The sequence below is a fragment of the Schaalia sp. ZJ405 genome, assembly GCF_011038885.2.
GTDB lineage: Bacteria > Actinomycetota > Actinomycetes > Actinomycetales > Actinomycetaceae > Pauljensenia.
The window spans coordinates 427,434-442,787 of sequence record NZ_CP064952.1 but is presented as its reverse complement, the minus strand read 5'-3'; the positions used below and the strand labels follow the sequence as shown (position 1 = coordinate 442,787).

General features: G+C 58.7%; 9 protein-coding genes and 1 rRNA gene. 1 reads left to right on the top strand and 9 read right to left on the bottom strand.

Annotation, left to right across the window (positions count from 1 at the left end; translation table 11 throughout):
* Positions 1-252: 252 nt before the first annotated feature.
* Positions 253-1,790, bottom strand: a 16S ribosomal RNA gene (locus G7Y41_RS01870).
* 911 nt (positions 1,791-2,701) lie between these two features.
* Between G7Y41_RS01870 and G7Y41_RS01865 the strand changes: the two genes are divergently transcribed.
* Entirely contained in the window at positions 2,702-4,135 is a 1,434-nt protein-coding gene (locus tag G7Y41_RS01865; protein ID WP_165316241.1) for an alanine/glycine:cation symporter family protein, read from the top strand.
* A gap of 184 nt (positions 4,136-4,319) precedes the next feature.
* Here the strand turns inward: G7Y41_RS01865 and G7Y41_RS01860 are convergent, their stop codons facing one another.
* The 8 genes from G7Y41_RS01860 to G7Y41_RS01825 all read right to left on the bottom strand — a co-directional run bounded on the left by G7Y41_RS01860 (position 4,320) and on the right by G7Y41_RS01825 (position 15,315).
* The gene (locus G7Y41_RS01860) at positions 4,320-5,927 is read right to left on the bottom strand and encodes an alcohol dehydrogenase catalytic domain-containing protein (RefSeq protein WP_165316240.1); all 1,608 of its coding nucleotides are present in this window, start codon (positions 5,925-5,927) and stop codon (positions 4,320-4,322) included.
* Positions 5,928-5,986: 59 nt separating this feature from the next.
* Positions 5,987-7,006, bottom strand: coding sequence for an SDR family NAD(P)-dependent oxidoreductase (locus tag G7Y41_RS01855; RefSeq protein ID WP_165217526.1), 1,020 nt, complete (start codon positions 7,004-7,006; stop codon positions 5,987-5,989).
* 106 nt (positions 7,007-7,112) lie between these two features.
* Entirely contained in the window at positions 7,113-8,414 is a 1,302-nt protein-coding gene (locus G7Y41_RS01850; protein WP_165316239.1) for a PHP domain-containing protein, read from the bottom strand.
* A gap of 211 nt (positions 8,415-8,625) precedes the next feature.
* On the bottom strand, positions 8,626-11,076 hold the full coding sequence (locus G7Y41_RS01845) for an alpha-ketoacid dehydrogenase subunit alpha/beta (RefSeq protein WP_165217522.1): 2,451 nt from the start codon (positions 11,074-11,076) through the stop codon (positions 8,626-8,628).
* 35 nt (positions 11,077-11,111) lie between these two features.
* Positions 11,112-12,479: a dihydrolipoyl dehydrogenase gene (gene lpdA, locus G7Y41_RS01840; protein WP_165316238.1), complete on the bottom strand. Its 1,368-nt coding sequence runs from the start codon at positions 12,477-12,479 to the stop codon at positions 11,112-11,114.
* Between the two features lie 36 nt (positions 12,480-12,515).
* Positions 12,516-13,877 (bottom strand): dihydrolipoamide acetyltransferase family protein, encoded by a 1,362-nt coding sequence (locus tag G7Y41_RS01835; RefSeq protein WP_165316237.1) that lies wholly within the window; start codon positions 13,875-13,877, stop codon positions 12,516-12,518.
* A 10-nt stretch (positions 13,878-13,887) separates the two neighbouring features.
* Positions 13,888-14,634, bottom strand: a complete 747-nt coding sequence (locus G7Y41_RS01830) for a DeoR/GlpR family DNA-binding transcription regulator (protein ID WP_165217515.1) — start codon at positions 14,632-14,634, stop codon at positions 13,888-13,890.
* Between the two features lie 249 nt (positions 14,635-14,883).
* Positions 14,884-15,315 carry an RbsD/FucU family protein gene (locus tag G7Y41_RS01825; RefSeq protein WP_165316236.1) on the bottom strand — a complete coding sequence of 144 codons (432 nt, stop codon included), beginning with the start codon at positions 15,313-15,315 and terminating at the stop codon, positions 14,884-14,886.
* Positions 15,316-15,354 lie beyond the last annotated feature (39 nt).

Below are 15,354 nucleotides of genomic sequence, written 5' to 3'. Positions count from 1 at the left end.
AACCACTATACAAATCACCAACAACCCACCACACACCCAAACAACCACAGTAATAGCAGTCCAGATGCAAGCCACAGGCCACACAATGTTGAACCTGAACCCGACAGCATGCTCATCCATTACCTACGCCTGCAACCCCAAAACGCGCCCACACCCACCACACACAACGCATGATCAACAAGCATGAACACAAGAAAAACACCACACACACAAACACGCGCGCACAGCATTCCCCAAAACGAGGCTCCCTAGAAAGGAGGTGATCCAGCCGCACCTTCCGGTACGGCTACCTTGTTACGACTTCGTCCCAATCGCCAATCCCACCTTCGACCACTCCCCCCAAAACGGTTAGGCCATGAGCTTCGGGTGTTACCAACTTTCGTGACGTGACGGGCGGTGTGTACAAGGCCCGAGAACGTATTCACCGCAGCGTTGCTGATCTGCGATTACTAGCGACTCCACCTTCATGGGGTCGAGTTGCAGACCCCAATCCGAACTGAGACCAGCTTTAAGGGATTCGCTCCACCTTACGGCATCGCAACCCTCTGTACCAGCCATTGTAGCATGCGTGAAGCCCAAGACATAAGGGGCATGATGATTTGACGTCATCCCCACCTTCCTCCGAGTTAACCCCGGCAGTCCCCCACGAGTCCCCACCACAACGTGCTGGCAACATAGGGCAAGGGTTGCGCTCGTTGCGGGACTTAACCCAACATCTCACGACACGAGCTGACGACAACCATGCACCACCTGCACACCCCCAACCAAATGCACCACCATCTCTAGTGGCTCAGGGCGCATGTCAAGCCTTGGTAAGGTTCTTCGCGTTGCATCGAATTAATCCGCATGCTCCGCCGCTTGTGCGGGCCCCCGTCAATTCCTTTGAGTTTTAGCCTTGCGGCCGTACTCCCCAGGCGGGGCACTTAAAGCGTTAGCTACGGCGCAGAAACCACGGGTGGCCCCCACACCTAGTGCCCAACGTTTACAGCATGGACTACCAGGGTATCTAATCCTGTTCGCTCCCCACGCTTTCGCTCCTCAGCGTCAGTAACGGCCCAGAGACCCGCCTTCGCCACCGGTGTTCCTCCTGATATCTGCGCATTCCACCGCTACACCAGGAATTCCAGTCTCCCCTACCGCACTCAAGCCAGCCCGTACCCACCGCACTCCCCCAGTTAAGCCAGGAAATTTCACGACAGACGCAACCAACCGCCTACAAGCCCTTTACGCCCAATAATTCCGGACAACGCTCGCGCCCTACGTATTACCGCGGCTGCTGGCACGTAGTTAGCCGGCGCTTCTTTACCCACTACCCTCACCCAGGCCCAAAACCCAGACTTGACCATGAGCGAAAGAGGTTCACAACCCGAAGGCCTACATCCCTCACGCGGCGTCGCTGCATCAGGCTTTCGCCCATTGTGCAATATTCCCCACTGCTGCCTCCCGTAGGAGTCTGGGCCGTATCTCAGTCCCAATGTGACCGGTCACCCTCTCAGGCCGGCTACCCGTCAAAGCCTTGGTAAGCCATCACCCCACCAACAAGCTGATAGGCCGCGAGCCCATCCCCCACCACAAAAGCTTTCCACCAACCCCCATGCGAAGGAAAGTGAATACCCAGTATTAGCAGCCGTTTCCGACCGTTATCCCAAAGAAGAGGGCAGGTTACTCACGTGTTACTCACCCGTTCGCCACTAATCAACAGCACAAAAAGCACCGCATCATCGTTCGACTTGCATGTGTTAAGCACGCCGCCAGCGTTCGTCCTGAGCCAGGATCAAACTCTCCGAACAAAAAACTCGAAAAAACCCAAACCAACCCAACCACAACAGCCAAGCCAACCCAGGCAATCCCAACCAAAAACAACTCAAAAACAAAAAACAGGCATAAAAACAAACAAACACACTATCGAGTTCACAAACAACACCAATCACAAACCAACCCCAACCCCACAAACAGAGCCAAAGCCAGAAAGGACCAACCACCACCCAACCAACCACAAAGCCAGCCAAGCGACAAGAAAAAACACTACCCACCCACACAGCGTCCAGTCAAATCAGGCTCGCTTACCGTCCGACGATACGAGCGAGACAAGTTCCCCGGATTCTCAACGATTTTTGCCGATCGCTCGCCCCAATTGAACAAAATGTGATGTACACACGTAACCCAGCTCACCAGGGAGGAGGTGGCAAAAACGGCTAAATTTCGCGAGTAAGACCGTTCATGAGAGCTGTGCCCCATCTTCTGAGCTGTCGACAAGTCCGCGACCACTCCTCGGCGGCGCACACGTGGAAGAAGAGGTTGGGCGAGGTTCTGGCGTCCGTGCGTGGCCTTTTCGATAGCACGCACGCAGAAGAGAAGAGGAGAACGAGAGCTGGCCAACTGGCCAGCTTCCCGCACCCCACATCACCATCAGACTTTCCCGAATTCCCCTTGGCTCGGTAAACTATCGCCATCTCAGATGGATGCAGCGTGCGCCCAACGCAAGGAGAATGTCAAAATCCTTGTCAATGAGCCGCCTGTGCCCCACGCGTGGGTCATGAAGACTTAACCTCTGAGGAGCGAAAACACCTCGGAGAGTTGACACTCAGACACACGCGTCACGCATGCAGCAGTTGTCGCATGCGCCAAGAGTGCACCGGCTTGACCGGAGCACTCAACCACACCCACTCATCAACGTGTGCCAGAAAACCAAAGGAATCCGATGTTCGCAGATGTAATGACCGCGATCAACAATGCACTCACCGTCGTCGTTGACGCACTGTACACCTATATCCTCGTTGCTCTGCTGGTCGGTGGAGGTCTCTACTTCTTCATCCGAACGCGCGCGCTTCCCATCCGCATGTTCGCAGAGTCGATCCGAGTCGTCACAGAGCCACCGAAAGATGAGGGTGAACTCTCGTCATTCCGCGCTCTCATGGTGTCCACGGCCTCGCGCGTCGGCGTTGGCAATATCGCGGGCGTCGCCACGGCAATCGCAACGGGCGGCGCCGGAGCCGTGTTCTGGATGTGGATGATCGCCACCCTCGGGTCAGCGACGGCATTCATTGAATCGACCCTCGCTCAGATCTACAAGAAACGCAGCTCGCGAGGCAGCGACTCCCACGGCGGCCCCGCCTACTACATTTTGATTGCTCTGAAGAAACCAGGACTCGCGATGTCCTTCGCGGTCATTCTCATCGTCACGTACATGGGTGGATTCAATCTTCTCGCATCATTTAACGTCGCGGAGGCCTTCACCAGCTATTCCTGGTCTCACCCAACATGGACCCCCGTTATTGTTGGCGGCGTTCTGGCCATTGCGATGGGAGCCTCAATCTTCGGTGGATCTCGCCGCCTGACTGCCGTCACGGCGGTTATTGTGCCGATCATGGCGATCATTTACGTCGGTGTTGCCCTGATCGTCATCTGCATCAACTGGCAGAACATTCCCGCGATGTTCGGCGCAATCTTCTCGCAGGCCTTCGATTTCCAGGCAATTTTCGGCGGCTTTGCCGGTTCGGCAATGATGCTGGGCATCAAGCGAGGCCTGTACTCAAACGAGGCCGGTGTGGGCTCGGCCCCTAACGCCGCTGCCTCGGCATCCGTATCGCACCCTGTCAAGCAAGGGCTTGTCCAGATGATGTCGGTCTTTATCGACACGATGATCATCTGCACGATCACCGCGTTCCTCATTCTTTCCACGGGGGTTGCCTACGGCGATGACGTCACAGGAGCACCTCTGGTCCAGTCCGCGATGTCCACGGTTTTTGCCGGTTTCGCCCACCCCTTCGTTTCCGCGGCGTTGCTGGTCTTCGCATTCACAACGCTCATCGGTAATTTCTACTACGCGGAAGTGAATTTCCGTTTCCTTTTGCGCAAGCACGGCCAGATCCCATCGTGGGGGTACGCGATCTTCCGTTCCGTCGCAGTTCTCCTCGTTTTCGCCGGTGCCCTCATGGAGTTCTCCACGGTGTGGGCGATCGGCGACATCCTCATGGGTCTGATGGTTCTCATCAACTTGCCGGTGATCCTTGTTCTGGGCAAGAAAGCCATCGACTGCGCCAGCGACTATCGCCGTCAGCGCGCCGCCGGGCTCGACCCGCACTTCCGTGCCGCCGACATTGGCATCACGGAAGAGCTCGACTTCTGGCAGTAGTCCCTCAATTTCGGGGACGAGGACGAGGCGCCTCCTCCAGCGCACGTCATGGGCTGAACAAGAGTCTTTGGGGGACAAAGGGGCCGGTTGCACTTCCTTGTGCAACCGGCCCTGATGTGTTCTTCAGCGACGAGTGTCCTCACTCAGCGCCAAAGACGCTCACAGACGCGAAACCACGTGAGGCTCACAGGCCTGAAGCCATGAGAGCTTCTTCGGCTTCCTTCGTCCACAGTCCGTCGTCATCGAGTTTCGCAGCGACCTCAGGCAGTTTCTCAGCCAGTTCCGACAGCGGGGTCAGTCCGAGTGAGTGAAGCTTCGGGAAGACCATGATCTTGCCGCCGGAAGTCCGGTTGATCACTGCGTTGATGGCATCGCCAAATCCTGCCATACCGGTGATCGCAAAGAGAGAGATCGTCGTGTCGATGATTCCCTCTTCGATCTTGTGCAGGACCGTGCGCATGTCGGAGACATCGGAACCGGAGGTACCGAGCATGAAGATGCGGCGCTCGATGATGCCTTGGAGATCGAAGTCACCGAATGTTCCTGCGGGGATTCCGGCAAAGGCATTGAGGATTGAATCCTCGGCAGCCAAGTCAACGGCTTGCGACACCAGCGCCGGAACAGGAACGAGCACGGTGATGTGCGTGTACCCGGGCTCAAGCGGCGTGGTTGTGGTGTTGACGATGTCGAGCGGGACACCGTTCTTCTGAGCGACCGGGCCGACAACGGATTTAAGGCCAGCAAGTCGTTCATCCGACAGGTCTGTGCCGACAACGGAAATGCCCTTGACACCGGAGGTCACGGCGCGCATCGTGTGCATCTGCCCCATTGGGCCGGCAGCACCGATGATGCCGATCTTGTCGCCTTCACGCAGGTCACCGTTCGAGGGAATCCACGCGTACCCCTCGGCTGGGTCGTTTCCAGTGGTGCCGCAAAAACGCGTGAAGTCGTAGTGCACGCGGCCAATGTCGAGCGACACCTTGCGCTCGATCGTGCCCCCTCCTAGGACAACGCACAGGACCCCGCGCGTGCCAATGAGAACGGCGATTTTTTCAATTGTTTCGGCGTCGGATCCAAAGTAGATGATGTCGTCGAATTCCTGACCCTCAACCGTGGAAACCTCGCCAGCTCCGATGCGGACGATCTCGGCGGGAGCATGCGCCTGGGTGAGGGCGTCAACGTCTCCGTCGCCGACCACGAGGAGCCGTCCCCCATCGGCGAGGTGGTTGCGTTCCTTCCAGGCGTAGGATCCTTCAACCGTTGCCCAGGGCTCAATGAGGCCAACGGCAGCCGCTGATGGACCATCGGAAACGTGGATGAGGAACTCTTCACCCGAGGGTGACACAACGCAGCGTTCATCAACGACGACGTATTCCTGCAATGCACCCTCGAAGTTGTAACCGAAAGCCCCGTTGGATTTCGCGGTGCGCAGGTGCTTCCAGTCGGCCTGAACGAGGACGCGGTCACCCACTGAGAAATGCGTGACCTGATCGCCAACTTCGATGACGCGGGCAACGGGTTCGTGTCCGGGGACGGTGGGCTGATCGCCGGGGCAGTATGAGGGGATGTCCTTGAGCGCGTTCGCGTCGACGCCGGAGACAACCTCGGATTTACGCGGGTGGGTGGAGAACTGGTGGAGCAGCTTCGTATCGGAGAAACAGATCCCACAGGCCTCGACCTCGAGCATCATCTGGTGGGGACCGACCTTATGGACTTCTTTTTCTGTATTGACGCGGAATTCTTCCGCGCCGACGATTTGGATGGCGTACTGGGTGGAGGGAATCTCACTCATGTCGTCTCTCTTTTCTGTCAATGTCTAAGGATATGAAAGCTAGGGAATCGTGGGGCACCTCAGGACAGCATGACCTGACCACCCGTGACGGGCACCGCCTGACCGGTCTCGTATGCCTGCTCAACGACGTAGTAGAGGGCACGGAGAACATCCAGCCCATTGGCTCCACGGTGGATCGGCGACTTCGCCTCATAGGCGGCCTTGACCTCGGCAACGGTTGTTGCTCCGGGGACTTTCCCGGAGTTGAGGTACTGCACGAACAGCCCTTTCTCAGGGTCGGACCACAGCGGCCCGTCGTAGAAGTTTCCCGGGCAGATGGCGTTGACTTTGATCCCGTGCTCAATCAGCTCAAGGGCGAAAGATTGCACGAGACCAACACCGCCGAACTTCGAGCCGGCGTAGGCACCGTTCTTATTCGAGCCAACCAGTCCGGACTTGGAATTGATCTGGATAATGTCGGTTAGCCATGCACCACTGGTCTCGTGCTGGCGTGCAAGAAGCTTCCCGAGGTGCTTTGTTACCAGGAAGAAAGCCACGTAGTTAATGTCCGTGGACAGCTTGAACATTGCAGCGTCTTGTTCAAGTACCGACCCAGCGCGGACGATTCCGGCGTTTGAGACAACCAGGTCAAGTCCGCCGGTCACGCGTTCGATTTCCTCGGCCATCGCTGCAACCGAGTCCTCATCGGAGACGTTGACGGTGATCGGATGGGTAATGTCGGATCCAAGTTCCTTTGACTTCGCGATCGCCCCTTCGGCGTTGAGGTCAGCGATGTACACGAAGCACCCTTGGTCAACAAGACCTTTGGCGATTTCTGCGCCGAACCCCTGAGCCCCGCCGGTGACAACAGCGATGCGTCCGGAGATTTCGCGTTCCCCACGTGTCGTCAAGGACACCTCGTAGGTTTCGTTTCCCACGGCAACGATGGCGGGAAATTCAACGCCTTCGATATCCGCAGGTGATGCAGTTGTCAGGTCCTCAGGAAGCGTCAGTGCCGGGGTGCCCGTCGTGGGACGAACGATGACGGGGCGTCCCAGCCCGCTCAGGAACAGTCCCCGAAGCAACGGTGCGTGTGTCATATCAGTGTCCTTTGTTAATTATCCCCAATCCGGGGTGAAAGTGATCTGTCATGAACGAGGACGACGCCGCATTCGCGGCGCACGCGGCCTCGCCTAAAGTCAGGTCTCAGGCCCGCGTCGCCCTCTGAGCGACCTCCGCCGGGTCTTCCCCATCTGCGATGGCACGACCAAGCGGGGCATACTCGGCAATCCTTTGGGCGAGCCGCTGAGGGGTGAGGCGACCCTCGCCGAGAATATGGAGTTCGGGGTCGACGGTGGACAGTGCCTCGTGAGCAACCATTGCCCACGTCGCCTCGTTGAGGTCGGCGAATTCGGGACGACGCAGCTCCGGACAGTTGAAGGATTGACGAGGTTGGTTAATGTCAACACCGGAGATTTCAAGCATGCCGTGTTTCGTGGCCAGCGTATGAATGCGTTCAAGCTGTTCAGCTGTGTTTCGCGGCGGCATATACGTCACAGCGCGCAGGCTTTTAGCCTCCATCGCCTCGAAAAGTTCATCAAGGAATTCATCCTCGAATTTTTCTGCTTTCTTGTCCCCTGTCGGCGAGGCAGACACATCACCGAGGTAGGCGTAGGTCGCGATGGCACCCACCGAGTCGGCGAAGGCAACGACGTCCTCGGTGGTGGGCAGCTCATCTGTGGGTTGAATGTAGATGCGCTCAAGGTACTCGGATTTGAGCACGCCGAGCAGGTCGTACATCAGGTGCGGGTTGTTTTCGTCTCCGAGGACGTCAACAAGTTTCGCGGGGATGTTCACGCCCATTGATGTCAGTCCGTCAACGAGGGGCTGCCCGTGACCAAAGCCTGTGATCAGCGCCGTCGCCATCGCTGCCAGGAGGTGACGCTCGGTGATTCCGCCTCCGTTCGCGTATTGCGAGATATCCACCATGTCGCGCTGTGGATCAAAGGGATCGAGCCCCAGGCCTGTGAGGATGTCGTTTGCCGCAGCGGCCATCTTCAGTGTGCGTTCCAAACGCGCCGCCCGTTTGGGAGCCAACCACTGGGCAACTTTCTCCCGGTTCTGATGAGGCACGCCCTGAACCGTCATGTAGGCGATGCCCTGAGAGTCTGGGTTATTGAGTTTGCGGTTGTTGAGTGGCCCCTGGGGGTCAAAAACTGCGCGGATCTCGAAACCGGTCACAGACCCCATGCCGAGGATTTTCGTTGCTTCGCTCATCTCGGGAGCCGCGGCGATCGAATCATGATCAACGGATCCAACGACTCGCAACCCGGCGCGGCGCGCATTCAAGGCGGCGGCGGTTGGGGTGTACGGGCTGAAGGAGTAGCACGTGTGAATGTGGTTATTCGATTCGGGAACCCACTGGGGGAAATTCTCCTGAGCGGCTTGGGTGCGCAGCGCAGCGAGGCGCTGCTCCTGGCTGAGAGTCACATCGTTTGTGGCATCCATCGGGTCCTCTTCACATCAAGCGGGGGAAATAGTTAAGAATTCAGGCAGAGAGTCACGGGAAAGCGCCGCACATGATCACGCCGGCCGATGGCGGCGCTCGTGTTGTCGCACCGGCGAGGCGAGGACGGCGTCGTCCTCGGTAATGAGTCGGACAGCGGGGTGCCCGGCGGGCTGGGCCGAGTCCTGACGGAACCCGACCCAGCCGCAGGGATCAGAGTCCGAGACGGTGACGCCGAGCGAGCTCAGCTTCGGTCTGGTTCGACGACGGCGTGTGTCCTGGGAGCGGAACAATGCGCTCGTGGATCGCGTCGATGATCCAGTCGACCTGCGGGAAGAAGTACGACTCCAACTCGGGTCCGGGGGTGATGCCGTTGCGAGATCCGACAACCGCGATCGGCGCATCAAGGGCGTCGAAAGCGAGGGTCTGAACGTTTGCGGCAACCGTGTTGAGGAAGGAGCCGCGCTCGACCGCATCCGAGGTCAGCAGCAGGCGGCCCGTCTTCTTCACGGACTCAATGAGCTTGTCGTAGTTCAACGGGGCGATGAAACGCAGGTCAATGACCTCGGCGCTCATACCGTACTTCTCCTGGAGAACATCGGCCGCTTCAAGTGCGCGGTAGATCGTTGCACCGTAGCCGGCAATCGTGATGTCGCTGCCTTCGCGTCGGATCGCGGGCTCACCCTCGGGGGTCTCGTAGTAGCCTTCGGGAACGCCTCCGGGCTCGAAATCTTCACCCTTGTCGTAAAGCAACTGCGACTCGAAGAAGACCACCGGGTCAGTGCCGTGCAGGGCGAGGTTGAGCATGCCCTTCGCATCGGTCGGCGTGGTCGGGAAGTACACCTTGAGGCCGGGGATGTGAGCGGTAAGCGCCGTCCAATCCTGGGAGTGCTGGGCGCCGTACTTGTTGCCCACGGAAACACGCAGGACGAGCGGCATCTTCAGCAGGCCAGCGGACATCGACTGCCACTTCGCCATCTGGTTGAAAACTTCATCACCGGAGCGTCCGAGGAAGTCACAGTACATGAGTTCAACAACCGCACGACCACCGGCCATTGCGTAACCAACACCCGCGCCAACGATCGACGCCTCGGCAATCGGAGAGTTGAAGAGACGACGGTACGGGAGGGCCTCGGTGAGACCACGGTAGACGGCAAAGGCGCCACCCCAGTCGCGGTTTTCCTCGCCCCATGCAGCCATCGTCGGGTCTTCCTTAAAGCGGTGGAGCATCGCCTCGAAAAGGCCATCACGGAACTGGTACATGCGCATCTTCGACACGGGCTTGCCGTTCTCATCCACAGAGCTGCGGACCTTTTTGGCAATGGCCTTGACACGCGGATTATCCTCGAGGTCGATCTCCGCTTCGCCCTCGTCCATCTTGTCGGTCGGGGTGTTGGAGAACATCACGGTGTCGATGTAACCGTCGGCAACGCGGGGTGTCTCGTCCTCGTCAATGGCCAGGCGCAGAACCTTCGTCAGCTTCTCGGTGAGTCCCGCCGTGTAGTTGTCGATGTCGGTCTGCGTGGTCAGGCCGTTCTCGATGAGCAGATCGGAGTAGACCTTGATGCAGTCGACGCCTTCCCACAGGTCGACCTCGTCCTTCGTGCGGTACGAGGACGCGTCCGACGGGGAGTGACCCGAGAAACGGTACGTGATCGTGTCCATGAGGACCGGGCCGCGTCCCTCTTCGAGGATCTTCTTCTTGCGCGACACTGCGTCGGCAACGGCAAGCGGGTTGATGCCGTCGACACGTTCGGCGTGCATGGCTTCGGGGTTGATGGCCGCACCCACGCGAGCGAGGACGTCGTAGCCCATTGTCTCGCCGTAGGTCTGTCCACCCATTCCGTAGAAGTTGTTGAAGAAGTTAAACAGGATCGGCGGGTTGCCACCGTCTTCCTCGCGCCACAGGGTCCGGAACTGATCCATGCCAGCGAAGTTCATGGCCTCCCACACGGGGCCACAGGCGAGGGCGGCATCACCGACGTTGGAAACGACGATGCCGGGCTTGCGGTTGATCCGCTTGAACAGCGCGGCACCGTTGGCGATCGGGGCTGAGCCACCGACGATGGCGTTGTTCGGGAAGGAACCGAAAGGCAGGAAGAAGGTGTGCATTGAGCCACCGAGGCCGCGGTTGAACCCGGACTTACGGGCGAAGATCTCAGCGAGAGCGCCGAAAAGAATGAAGTTCTCGGTGAGGTCCAGCGTCCCGTCGTAGCCGATCTTTTCAGCGTAGGACAGGGTTTCTCCGTCAAGGAAGCCCTTCATAATCGTTTCGAGGTCCTCGGCGGAAATCTGACGCATCGCGGAGTAGCACTTGGCGAGGATTTCACCGTGCGAACGGTGCGAACCAAAGACCTGGTCGTCTGGGCTAAGGACCGCGGCCTGACCGACGTAGGCCGATTCCTGGCCAACACCCAGGTGGGCGGGGCCACGGTGGTTGTATTCGATGCCTTCCCACGCACCGGTCTTCTTAATCGAGTCAAGCATCGACTCAAAAGTCCGCACGACAATCATGTCGTGGAGCATGTTCACCATGCCGTCTTTGCCGTAGCGACCCAGCTCAGTATCCAGGTTGAAGGAATATTGGTTGATCGGAACTTCGGGGAATTCGACGCGCCCGGGGGCTCGCACCTGGGCGGGATCAATAATCAGTGACTTCGTCATTTCGTCAGCTTCTTTCTTCGATATGGTGCAGAGAATCAGAGTTTCATGGCCCAGGCGGCCTCGCGAATGACTTCGGAAACCGTTGGGTGGGGGAAGACGACCTGGCGGAGATCTTCAATGGTCAGTTCCATCTCAAGGACAGCCTGAGCACCCCAGATCATTTCGGCTGCGTACGTGCCAAGCACGTGAATACCGAGGATCTGATGCGTCTTCGGATCGGCAATGATCTTTGCTTCACCAGGTGCCTTGAAGCCGTTCTCCGCGATGAAACGACCCGACATCTGAGCGGGAACCTTGGCAACAAGAACCTCGCGGCCCTCTTTCTTCGCCGTTGATTCGGTGAGGCCAACTCCAGCGGCCTCGGGAAGCGAGTACACGGCCCACGGCACGGTGTTCCAGCGCATAACCTCACCGCGCTTGGCGGCCTCGGGATCGAGGATATTCGCCGTGGCAACGTCTGCCATACGGTAGGCGGCGTGGGCCAGCAGGGAACGTCCGGTAACGTCACCGATCGCCCACACATTCGGCAGGTTCGTCCGCATCGTGTCGTCAACAACAACACCGCGGTTGATCTCAAGTCCAGCCTCTTCGGCTCCCCATCCTTGGGTTGCGGGGCGACGTCCAACAGCCATGAGCACAACGTCGGCCTCGTAGGAGCGTTGCTCGTCTCCCTTGGAGTAACGAACGGTCGCCCCCTCAACGGATTCAACGCGGCAGCCGAGCTCAAAGGTGATGCCCTTCATTGACGAACGCATCTTCTTCGCCATGTCGTTGTCCATGAACGGCAGGATTTCTTCCGTCATTTCGATGACGGTGACCTCGGATCCCAGGGTTGAGTACAGCGAGGCAAACTCCACGCCGATCACGCCGCCGCCGATCACGGCGAGACGCTTGGGAACTTCGGGAAGCGAGAGGATGCCGGTGGAATCAACGACTGCTGGATTGTCCTGAACTCCCGGAAGCGGAGGCATCGCGGGAACTGAACCTGTCGCGATGATGACGTGTTCGGCGGTATAGGTTGTCCCATCAGCGCTGACTCGTCCAGCCCCTTCGAGGCGGCCGCGCGCGTTGACCACGGTGACTCCGGCTTTCTTTTCCGTTGCGGCGACACCTGCGACGAGCCCCCGAACAACCTGTTCCTTCCAGGCCTGCATCTGTGGCCAGTCAACCGCGACATCGGACACCGTCACGCCAAACTGCTGGCCTTCTTTGGCGTGCAGATATGTCTTTGCGCCGGCGAGCAGGGTCTTCGTGGGGATGCATCCAACGTTCAAGCATGTGCCACCGAGGTACTGTTCCTCAACGAGGAGGACTTTCTTCCCCGCGTGTCCAAGACGCTCGGCGGCAAGATACCCGCCGGGACCTGCGCCCAGGACGATGACGTCGAAGTGTGTTTCAGTCATGTGTGTTTCTCCTTTGGGATATCGGGCGCGTGAGGCTCAGGCGAGCACGGTGACGTCGATGTTTTCAATGGCGGACACGAGGTCCTTGAGGAAGCGGGCGGCGTCCGCACCGTCAATGACCTGGTGGTCTGCGGTCAGCGAGAACCCGATCCTCTGTTCGACTCCCACCGTGCCATCGGGGCGAACAACGGGACGCGGCGTGACTGCGGCAACACCGAGGATTGCCACCTGGGGACGGTTGATAATCGGGGTGAAAGTCTCCACTCCGAAAGATCCGAGGTTCGACACGGTGAATGTGCCGCCGGAGAGGTAGTCGGGGCTGATCGTGCCGCCAATGGCCTCCGAGGCAAGACGCTTGGATTCGGCGGAGAACTGTTTGAGGGTCATCGCCTGGGCGGAGCGGACAACGGGGACCAGCAGACCGCGCGGCGTGTCAGCGGCGAACCCGAGGTGAACCTGCTCAAACTTCGTGAAGGTTCCATTTTCAAGTGTCGCGTTGAACGCCGGGTACTTCGCAACGGTCTTGACGACGGCGTAACCCACGAGATCACCGATGGTAACCTTGCTCAGGCCAAGGGATTCGTCAGAGTTCTTCAGTTTCTTGCGCATCGCCATGAGGCCCTCGGCCTTAGCCGACACGGTGTAGGACAGCTGCGCAGTCTCGGCCAGCGATTCCATCATGCGCTGAGCAACAACCTTGCGCACACCTTTGAGCTGGGTTGATTCCGTTGCTCCGGGGAAGTCTGCCGCGGGGATTGCAACGGGGGCCGAGGACGATGCTGCCGGAGCATCGGTGGTCTGCGCTCCCTGGCCGGCGATGTCGGCCGTTGTCACACGTCCACCAATGCCGGTGCCTTCGGCAGCGGTTCCACCCTGGATGCGCGCAGCGTTCGTCAATGCGGGTCCCTGGGCGATTGCGGCCTGCACGTCACGCTCAATGACGCGTCCGTGGGGTCCGGAGCCCTCGGTGATCGCTGAGGTGTCGATGCCTTTGGCTCCTGCGAGGGAACGCGCGCGCGGGGAAACTGCGCCCGAAGCGGTTGTCGTTGCAAAGGATGGGGTCGTGGCAGAGGCGGCGGTGTCGGAAGATTCCTCGGCCTCGGCTGGAGCGGCAGCTTCTTCACTGGAGCCTCCGGGAACGAGGTCGGAAATGTCTTCGCCGGGTTCGCCCACGATGAGGAGGGGATCCTTGACGGGGACCTCGTCGCCCTCGTCCCACAGGAGTTTGAGAACGGTTCCAGCGTCGGTGCTGGGAACCTCCATAGTGGACTTGTCTGTTTCAATCGAGCAGAGAGTCTGATCGACGGAGATAGTGTCGCCTTCTTTCACGCTCCATTCGACGATAATGCACGACTCAACAGAGTTGCCCAGCTGGGGCATCACCACGATGGTGGCCATGTGTTTCCTCCTAGACGATGCGTAGCTGTGTACGCTCGGTCAATTCCTTGATGGATTCTTTGGGAAGTTGGCTGTCGGTGATGATCCCCGCGACATCCTCGATCCCCATATAGCTGACAAAACCGGCTCGCCCGAATTTGGATGAGTCAGCGAGAAGCCAGGTCTCTTCTGCGCGATTACGCATGATGGTTCCCACCTGCCCGCCTTCGACGAGCTGCGTGGTGAGTCCCCGTTCAACGGTGAAGCCATCGGTTCCCAGGAACACGAGGCGGGCGTTGAAGTCATTGATGGCGCGTTCGGTGACGGGTCCCACGAGGGATTCTGATTCGGCGCGGAATCGCCCTCCGGTGAGTGTGACGTCAAGACGCGGGTTGGAACGCGCATTAGCAAATGCCAGGAGCGAGTTGGTGACGACCTGTACACCACGTTTCCCGGCGAGGTATTTGACCAAGAGGGCACACGTGGTGCCCGCTTCAATCATGATTCGGTCGTCATCGCGAACCATCTGCGCAGCGGCACGTGCGATCCGTTCTTTTTCTTCGATCCGATCGTTTTGCCGCAAACGGATGTTCCTGAAAGTTGTCGGACGCGCCCCACCGTGAGTGCGCACAAGGTATCCCCCATCTTCGAGTTCCTTGAGCGTTGTCCGAACGGTAACAGGGGACACGTTGAGGGCATCCGCGAGCGCTGAGACACTCACCTCGCCTTCTTGAGCAAGGCGGTTCAGGATGAAATCAGTGCGCTCTACGCGTCCCATCTGATCACCTCTTCGCGACCATACAACTTTCGATTCGCTTTCTTATGAAGCGAGTTTAGTAAATTAAACGAAAGGATGCAAGAGGTTTGATTGTCAACTTTTTCGTCTTTTCTCCACCCGAGTCCACCTCGAACACTCACGGCATTTTCGGCGAATTTTCAGTAACTATTCGCCCAATAAGCTCAGCGGCCCAGCATCGCAATGATGCTGGGCCGCTGCCCGAGACAATCGAAAGAAAAAACGAAAGTATCACTCCCCGGGCTGACGAACACCGACCGTCAAAAGAAGGTTGCCGTACAGTCGCTGCTCACCGGTGGCAACGATGATGCCGACATCCTGTGAACGTGCGGCCTCGTAGAAGTCGAAACGCGAGAGTTCCCCGAACTCAACATCGGGGAGCTGAGCCTTAAATTCATCGTGAATCGGAATATCAACGGGAGCTTGATCCGCGGCCGGGGTCATGATTTCGGCCTTCTCGATGGGGATCGTGCGCTTGAGCACCTCCAGGATCTGGATCACATCAAGCATCCCGGGCGCGAAGTTGAGCGACACGAGTTCGCAGCGCTCATTAACACCCGTCGTATGCGGATAATTCGCATCGGCCAGGAGAATTTTCGATCCGTGACCGGCAGCGGCCAAGGCCCGGAGGAACTGAGGGTGAGTCATTGGTCCATACAGCATAGATTCTGTCCTTTCATCACAGAGAGTGAAACTTCTGAG

Coding starts and splice junctions, on each gene's coding strand:
- G7Y41_RS01850 (WP_165316239.1), bottom strand. CDS start 8,414: ATGGATGCCACAAACGATGTGACTCTCAGCCAGGAGCAGCGCCTCGCT.
- G7Y41_RS01835 (WP_165316237.1), bottom strand. CDS start 13,877: ATGGCCACCATCGTGGTGATGCCCCAGCTGGGCAACTCTGTTGAGTCG.
- G7Y41_RS01860 (WP_165316240.1), bottom strand. CDS start 5,927: ATGAGTGAGATTCCCTCCACCCAGTACGCCATCCAAATCGTCGGCGCG.
- G7Y41_RS01865 (WP_165316241.1), top strand. CDS start 2,702: ATGTTCGCAGATGTAATGACCGCGATCAACAATGCACTCACCGTCGTC.
- G7Y41_RS01845 (WP_165217522.1), bottom strand. CDS start 11,076: ATGACGAAGTCACTGATTATTGATCCCGCCCAGGTGCGAGCCCCCGGG.
- G7Y41_RS01830 (WP_165217515.1), bottom strand. CDS start 14,634: ATGGGACGCGTAGAGCGCACTGATTTCATCCTGAACCGCCTTGCTCAA.
- G7Y41_RS01825 (WP_165316236.1), bottom strand. CDS start 15,315: ATGCTGTATGGACCAATGACTCACCCTCAGTTCCTCCGGGCCTTGGCC.
- lpdA (WP_165316238.1), bottom strand. CDS start 12,479: ATGACTGAAACACACTTCGACGTCATCGTCCTGGGCGCAGGTCCCGGC.
- G7Y41_RS01855 (WP_165217526.1), bottom strand. CDS start 7,006: ATGACACACGCACCGTTGCTTCGGGGACTGTTCCTGAGCGGGCTGGGA.